Below are 6,918 nucleotides of genomic sequence, written 5' to 3'. Positions count from 1 at the left end.
CCCGCCCCGGCCCCCCGCCGCGCCCCCGCCCGCCCCCCCCCCCGCGCGCCGCGGGGCCGCGCCCCGCCCCCCGCCCCCCCCCGCGGCCGGGGGGGGCGGGGGGGGGGGGGGGGGGCCCCGCGGCGCCCCCCCCCCGGGCCCGGTTCCAGGCCCGGGCCCGGGCCCCGTTCCATGTCCGGTTCCAGGTCCGGTTCCGGGCGCCGATCCGGGCTCGGGCCCCTGCGACGGCCAGAGTTCGCCCGTGCGCTCGGACACCAGGCTCCGCAGCTTCAGCCGGTCGGCGGCCAGCCACTGTTCCGCACTGTCCCGCCCCGGGTGGTGGCGCGGCAGCCGGGCCAGGGCGATCTCGTGCTCGCGGATGTACCCGGCCATGGCGTCCTCGTCCCTGCCGAGGTGGGCGCGCCCGGCGCGGAGGCAGGCGATGAAGCAGGTGAGATAGGCCTGATCGTCCGGCCGGTCCGCGAAGGCCCGGCGGCACGCGGCCAATTCCCCGATGGCCGTGTCGAGTTCGGCCTCGCCGCCGCGCAGCCGCGCGTGCTCCGCCCGGGCCACGGCGCGGCCGATCCTGAAGCCGGTGGCGGTGGCCGTCCCGTCCGCCCCCTGCGGGAGCAGGCCGGAGGCCGAGTCCAGATCCTCCACCACCCTCTCCAGCAGCGCCGGGTCCCGCCAGACGGTGCCGTGGTCCTGCAACAGCACGAGCGCGCGGACACCGGTGATCAGTGCCTGCCACGCCGGGTCCCCCGCGGTCAGTGCCGCCGCCGCCAGTTCCTCCGCCTGCTCCGAGGTGCAGCACGTCCCGCTCTGCCGCATCAGGGGCACGAGCTGGAGCAGATAGCCGGCGTAGGCCGGACGGCGCGGTCCGGTGGCGGGCATGTTCCGCCAGTGCGCGTAGTAGACGTCGAAGGCCGCGGCGGCGTCGGCCGTGCCCGCGTACTCGGCCACCATCGCGCTGAGCCGCGCGGTCGCCGTGCTCCACGCCCTGTCGCCGACCACACTCCTGATCGAGCGCATCAGGGGCTCGATGTCGAGGCTGTCAGGCATACGGGCCGCCCTTCGGCCGGTTGTCCCGGCGCCTGGACGCGAGCGCCCCGCGGACGGCTTCCCGGGCGGCGCGGGCGGTGTCCAACAGGCCCCCGCTCACCGGTCGGTGTAGACCCGGACCTGCTGCGGGCGCACGACGCGCTCGTCCATCCGGTAGCCGTGCCGCACCACTTCTGCGACGTCCCCGCTCTGCTCCGGGGAGAGCGCGGCGACGGCGGATACGGCCTCCTGCGTGGCGGGGTCGAACGGGCCGCGGACGACCGGGATGCGGGTCATGCCGTACTTCTCCAGGAGGGCCAGCAGCTCCCCTGCGACGGAGCCGGCGAAGGTGTCGTCCCGCCCGGCCTCCCCCGCGACCCGCTCGACCCGGTCGAGGACGAGGACGAGGTCGTAGAGCAGCGGTTGCACGATGCGGCCCTCGGCGGCCCTGTGTGCGTGGTCGAGTTCGGCCAGCAGACCGTCGAGGCCCCGGCGGGTCTCCCGGTCGTTGAGCAGGCGGCGGCGGAACTGGTCGGCGAGGCCCGCCAGTTCGTCGCGCATGCCGTCGACCGCGTCGGCCACCACGGCGAACGGGTCGGCCGGGGCGGCGAACGCCTCGGGCCGCGGCGCGGGACCGGCCCCCTGCTCTCCCGGTGGCTCCGTCGGCCCCGGGAGCCGCGGAGCGGGCGGCTCCTGCGGCATGGGCGGTGGATTCGTCATCGGGCCCTCTCCCTCTGCGGCCGTTGGTGCGCGGGCAGTTCGTCGTACGTGTGCCGCCACCGCGGCCTTGTGCCCATGGCGATCGGCAGGGCGAAGAAGGCGACGAGGGCCGCCAGGCTGACCGCGTTCGCGGGCACGAACATCAGCACGAAGCACAGGGCCATGACCCTGCCCATGCTCTTGCGCCAGCGCCAGGTCCGTGTGAGCGCCCTGGACGCCTCGTCGCGGTACGAGGCCAGCCGGTGGGAGAGCTGGACGTCCGAGACGCCGACGGCCAGCGCCTGGTCCACGCAGTGCGTGACCATCGGGACGCTCCACGCCGAAGCGACCGCGTACCGCTGCCTCCTGGGGTGCCAGACCATGGCGCCCTCGGCGCGCTGCGACCAGATCCGGGCGATCTGGGCGCGGACGGCCGCGTCGCCGGGCCTCTCCGACAGGGCCTGCTCGTAGCCGCTCAGCGCCTCGTCGTAGCGTCCCGCGCGGTAGAGGCTGTCGGCGGCGGCGACCTGGGAGACGACGTCCCCCGGAGTGAGCCGGGCCGCGGCCATGTGCCAGGTGGCGGCGGTGGCGGGGGCGCCGAGCTGCTCGTGCACCCGGGCGATCGCGGTGTGCGTGGGTGCGTCGCGTGGCTGGAGCGCGAGCGCCCGCTGGAACTCCTGCAAGGCGTCGTCCCACTGCCGGCGCCTGGTGTGGATGGCGCCGAGCATCCGCCAGGCCTCGGGGTCGCGGTCGTCGAAGTGCACGGCCTGCCGCAGCTCGTACAGCGCGCCGTCCTCGTTGCCCTGGGCGATCAGCTTGCGGGCTTCCGCGACCCAGTTCCTGGTGGGAGGCGCCGGCGGCGGCACGCGCGGCGGCGGCTCCGGCGGCCCGGGACGCTGCTTGGGCCGGTCCAGATCCCTGTCGTACGCGCGGCGCTTGGCCGGGTCGAGCAGCACCGCCCGTGCCCGGGCGATCAGTTCGACCTTGTCCTCTGCCTCCCGCCGTTTCCTGGGGTCGGGTGCCCGGCTCGCCCGGCTCGACCAGGAGCGGAAGGCCCGGTCGAGCTCCCCGGAGATGGCGTCCGCGTCCGCGGCCCTGTCGATGCCGAACTCCGCGTAGTAGGACGGGGTGTCCTCGGTTGTCATCGCAGCGGGCTCCGGCTAGACGGTCGAGGCGCGGGCGACGCGGTCACCGAGTTCGGCCAGCTCGTCCGCGTCGAGGTTGTCGGGGCGCTCCAGCTCGAACTCGCCCAGCCACTTGCCCGTCGTGCCGTCCTTCACCTCGACGTGGATGATGCCGTCGACGTCGTAGGAGTAGAACACCTCGAAGGGCGCGCCCACCGGGTACGGCGGGATGTCGATGGTGCTCTCCCCGACCGTCTTCACGTACGCCAGGTCCGCGTCGTCGCCCTCCGTCACTTGGACCCTGAGCCTGCGCTGCTGGTCGAAGAGCGTGTGGAAGGTGTCGCTCTGCTTCGTCGGCACGGGCGTGTTGCGCGGGATGATCACCGCGTTGAACTCGTCGTCGAGCCGCTTGCGGTCGCGCACCGCGACCATGCCGAGGGACTGGGAGGTGACGTCCCTGATGGACTTCACCCTCCCCTTGGTGAGGCGGGCCAGGCCGTCGCCGGGTGCGGACTCGACGTTCGCCCCGCTGCCGACGTACCTGCGCTTCTCCTCCGCCTCCTCGCCCCGGACCGCCGCGTCCAGCGCGACCAGCGCGGCGCCGAGCGCGACCACCTCGTCCTGGGCGATGCCACGCTCAGGCTCCCGGCCCGAGAGCCGGCCGATCAGCTCCTGCACCATGGGCATCCGGGTGGAGCCGCCGACCAGCAGCAGCCGGTCCACGCCGGCCCAGCCGAGACCGGCGTCCTCCAGCACGCCCTCGGTGATGATGCGGGTGCGGTCGAGGAGTTCGGCGGTGATCTCCTCGAACTTCTCGCGGGTCACCCGGATCTGCTCGTGGCGGTCGCCCGCGGAGAGCACCACGACGGCCTGCGGCGCGTTGGAGAGGGTGCGCTTGGCGATCTCCGCCTTGTCGCGCAGCTCGGCCTGCAACGCGCTGTCCTCGGTGAGGTCCTGGCCGCCCGAGGCCATGAACGCGCCGTTGAGGTGGTTCATCAGCGCGCCGTCCCAGTCGAAGCCGCCGAGGTTGCGGTCCCCGTCGGTGGCGATCACCGTGTAGTCGCCGTCCTCGACCCGCATGAGGGTGACGTCGAAGGTGCCGCCGCCGAGGTCGTAGACGAGGACGGTGCCGATCCGCGCACCGCCCCCACCGCTTTCACCGCCGGCCCCGGTGGTGCTGTCGGCCCCGGCGGTCGCCGTGGTCCCCGCAGCCCCGCTGTGCCCGGTGGACCCGTTGTGCCCGGGGGACCCGTCGGTCGCGTCGGTCCCGTCGTTCGTGGAGGACTGGTCGAGGCCGTAGGCGAGCGCGGCAGCGGTGGGCTCGTTGACGATGCGCAGCACTTCGAGCCCGGCGAGCCGGCCCGCGTCCTGCGTCGCCTTGCGCCGGAGATCGTCGAAGTACGCGGGTACGGTGATGACCGCCTGCTCGACGGGCTCGCCGAGCATCAGCTCGGCGTCCTCCTTGAGGCGTTTGAGCAGCAGGGCGGAGATCTCCTCGGGCCGGTACGACGTGCCGGACTCGGACTGGTAGATGGGGTTGGTGTCCCCCATGTAGCGCTTGACGAACTGCACCACGTGGTCGGGAGCCGTGGCCGCGGAACGCTTCGCCTGCGAGCCCACGACGACGGTGTCGCCCTGGAACATCACCACGGACGGGGTGATGTTCTCGCCCTCCCGGTTGCGGACGATGGACGCGCTGCCCGACCGGTCGGCGACCGCCACGGCGCAGTACGTCGTCCCGAGGTCGATACCCACCACACGTGTCACTGCTGACTCCCCCTCATGAGCGCGAAACCCCGCACATCCGCGTTCGTGTCCGTCCCGGCCCCGGCCTCCGGCGCCGGCTGTCCTGCGGCAGCATGCCAAAGAAGCAAGGCCGCGGCGCCCGAGATCCGGCCCGAAAGTAGCGCCGTCGCTCCTCGAAGTGGCCCATGAATGGCCCGTGTTGACCCCGTGCGCCCCGACTGCCCACTGCCGTTCACGTTCACTGGGATTGATTGTGCGGCAGCCCGGGGAGCATCACCATCGCTTTGCTGATCGGTGACCCACGAGTAACCGGAACACGACCGCTTTCCGCCCCGATCCCGCCACCGGGCCGGGGCTCCGGCTGCGACACTGCCCGCATGGGTCAGATCTACGCCCTCTTCGTGGGCGTCAACAGGTATCCGGCCGATGTGGCACCGGAGTTGACCGGCTGCGTCAACGACATCACCGCGGCCCGCCGTCTGATCGAGAGACGCGCGGGCGGCGCGGGACGGATGCTGAGCCTGCCGGACGAGTCGGCGACGGTCGCGGCGGTCCAGGCGGCGATCAGGGATTTCCTGGGGCGGGCCGGCGAGGGGGACACCGCGCTGTTCTGGTTCTCCGGTCACGGCAGACAACTCCCGGCCTCGGGCGCGGACCTGCTGATCGAGGCCACCGGGGCGAACCAGGCCCTGGTGTGCTGCGACGGGGATCTGCTGGACAAGAGGCTGGGAACCCTCCTGGAGCGCGTCGCGCGGCGGGGCGCCCAGACAGTGGCCGTGCTCGACTGCTGCTTCTCGGGCGGCGCGACCCGTGAAGCCGACACCGCGCCGGGCCTCGCCGTGCGCTGCGCGCCGCCACGCGGCCCGGGCGGGGCGCAGCCGCGGACGCCCGGCACGCGGCGGCGGCCGGTCCCCCGCGACACGGCGGACGGGGCCCGCCCGCAACAGCACCTCCTCCTCGCGGCGAGCCGGCTGGACCAGTACGCGTACGAGGACTGGTGCGAGGGCCGCAAGCACGGGATCTTCACCCACTCCCTGCTGGAGGCGGTCCGCGCGGCCGGACCCGGCGCCTCCTACCGGCAGTTGCTCGCGGCGGCCGACGCGCGGGTGCGCCGTGCCGTGTGGGACCAGCGGCCGGTGCTGCACCCGGCTCGCTCCGGCGGCCTGGCCGACCTGCCGTTCCTCGGCGGCGCCGCCGGGCGCGCGGCGGGGGACCACCTGCTGCGGTACGGGCCGGACGGATGGGAGGTCGACTGCGGGGCGGCGCACGGGCTGCGGACCGGGGAGGGTGCCGAGGGCACCGAGTTCGTCCCCGTGGAGGGCGGGAGCGGGGGCCTGCTGAGGGCCCGTGCCGTACGGGAGGAGCGGACGCTGGTCGACGCGGTCGGCTGGAGCCCGGACCCCGCGCTGGTCCACCCCGTGGCCGTCTCCGCGCTGGCCGTGCCGCCGGCCACGGTCAGCGTCGGGGCCGCGTCCGCGCACGCGGCGCGCCTGCTGCGGGAGGCGATCGCCGGGTACGGTCCCGGCGGCGGGCCCTCGCCGCTGCTGCGGGTGGCGGACGCTCCGCAAGACTGGTCCGCGCTGCACGTCCGGGCCGTGACGCGCGGGGCGAGGACCCGGCTGCTGGGCCGGGACGGCGTCCCGTTCGCCGACCCGCTGCCGCTGTCGGGCCCGGCGGACGCGCGGCGGGTCGTCGACTGTCTGACCCACCTGGCCCGTTGGCACCGGCTGCGCGACCTGACCTCGGGGCCGTCCGTGCTCGACGCCTCCGTCTGCCTGGAGATCGTCCCGTGGGACCGCCCGGACGGGCCGCCCCTGACGCCGGACGGCAGCGGGGAGATCGTGTGCTCGTACGAGGGCGGGGGCGGGGCCCCGCCGCGCCGGCCTCTGGTGTCGATCCGGCTCCACAACCGGTCGCACCGTCCGCTGTGGTGCGTCCTGCTCGACCTCACGGACCGCTACGCCGCGAGCCCTGTGCTCTTTCCCGGCCACTGGATCGGGCCCGGCGGCACCGGACACGCCCTGGACGGGGAGCCGGTGGAGCTGAGCGTGCCTGCGGCCAGGGAGGCGCCGGGCGCCGAGGTGCGGGACTGGCTCAAACTCGTGGTCGCCGAGACCGAGTTGAACACCGTGCCGTTCTGCATGGACCCGTGGGACCCGTCCCACCCGATCGGCCGGGACGGCCTGCCCGAGACGTCCGCGGTGCTGCGGCTCGGGCCGCCGGACGGCCTCCGTGACCTCGGCCGGCCCGCCGGAACGGTCCCGACCGCCCGCTGGGCCGTACGCACCGTCCCGCTGCGTACACGTATACCGGCCAACGAGCCCTGAGG

General features: G+C 74.5%; 5 protein-coding genes. 1 reads left to right on the top strand and 4 read right to left on the bottom strand.

The features are described from left to right. From LCE31_RS14220 to LCE31_RS14205, 4 genes are all read right to left on the bottom strand, one after another. Window positions 1–1,041: hypothetical protein (locus tag LCE31_RS14220; protein ID WP_225014602.1), on the bottom strand; the 1,041-nt coding region annotated here is incomplete at its 3' end. Between the two features lie 96 nt (window positions 1,042–1,137). Continuing rightward, a complete protein-coding gene (locus LCE31_RS14215) occupies window positions 1,138–1,740 on the bottom strand; it encodes a nucleotide exchange factor GrpE (RefSeq protein WP_225014601.1) in 603 nt (200 codons plus the stop codon). Next, the gene (locus LCE31_RS14210; RefSeq protein WP_225014600.1) at window positions 1,737–2,864 is read right to left on the bottom strand and encodes a tetratricopeptide repeat protein; all 1,128 of its coding nucleotides are present in this window, start codon (window positions 2,862–2,864) and stop codon (window positions 1,737–1,739) included. The genes LCE31_RS14215 and LCE31_RS14210 overlap by 4 nt, the downstream gene beginning before the upstream one ends. A gap of 15 nt (window positions 2,865–2,879) precedes the next feature. Then, complete coding sequence (locus LCE31_RS14205) at window positions 2,880–4,610, bottom strand: Hsp70 family protein (protein ID WP_225014599.1); 1,731 nt, start codon at window positions 4,608–4,610, stop codon at window positions 2,880–2,882. A gap of 356 nt (window positions 4,611–4,966) precedes the next feature. Here LCE31_RS14205 and LCE31_RS14200 point away from each other — a divergent pair, with 356 nt between their 5' ends. Then, window positions 4,967–6,916 (top strand): caspase family protein, encoded by a 1,950-nt coding sequence (locus tag LCE31_RS14200; protein ID WP_225014598.1) that lies wholly within the window; start codon window positions 4,967–4,969, stop codon window positions 6,914–6,916. Window positions 6,917–6,918: the final 2 nt, after the last annotated feature.

This window comes from Streptomyces sp. 8L, assembly GCF_020176795.1.
GTDB lineage: Bacteria > Actinomycetota > Actinomycetes > Streptomycetales > Streptomycetaceae > Streptomyces.
The sequence above is the reverse complement of the archived record's forward strand: the minus strand, read 5'-3'. Positions and strand labels throughout refer to the sequence as shown.

What these genes read in the sequence shown, in the direction of transcription:
- LCE31_RS14215 (WP_225014601.1), bottom strand. Translation starts at nt 1,740, where the DNA reads ATGACGAATCCACCGCCCATGCCGCAGGAGCCGCCCGCTCCGCGGCTC.
- LCE31_RS14200 (WP_225014598.1), top strand. Translation starts at nt 4,967, where the DNA reads ATGGGTCAGATCTACGCCCTCTTCGTGGGCGTCAACAGGTATCCGGCC.
- LCE31_RS14210 (WP_225014600.1), bottom strand. Translation starts at nt 2,864, where the DNA reads ATGACAACCGAGGACACCCCGTCCTACTACGCGGAGTTCGGCATCGAC.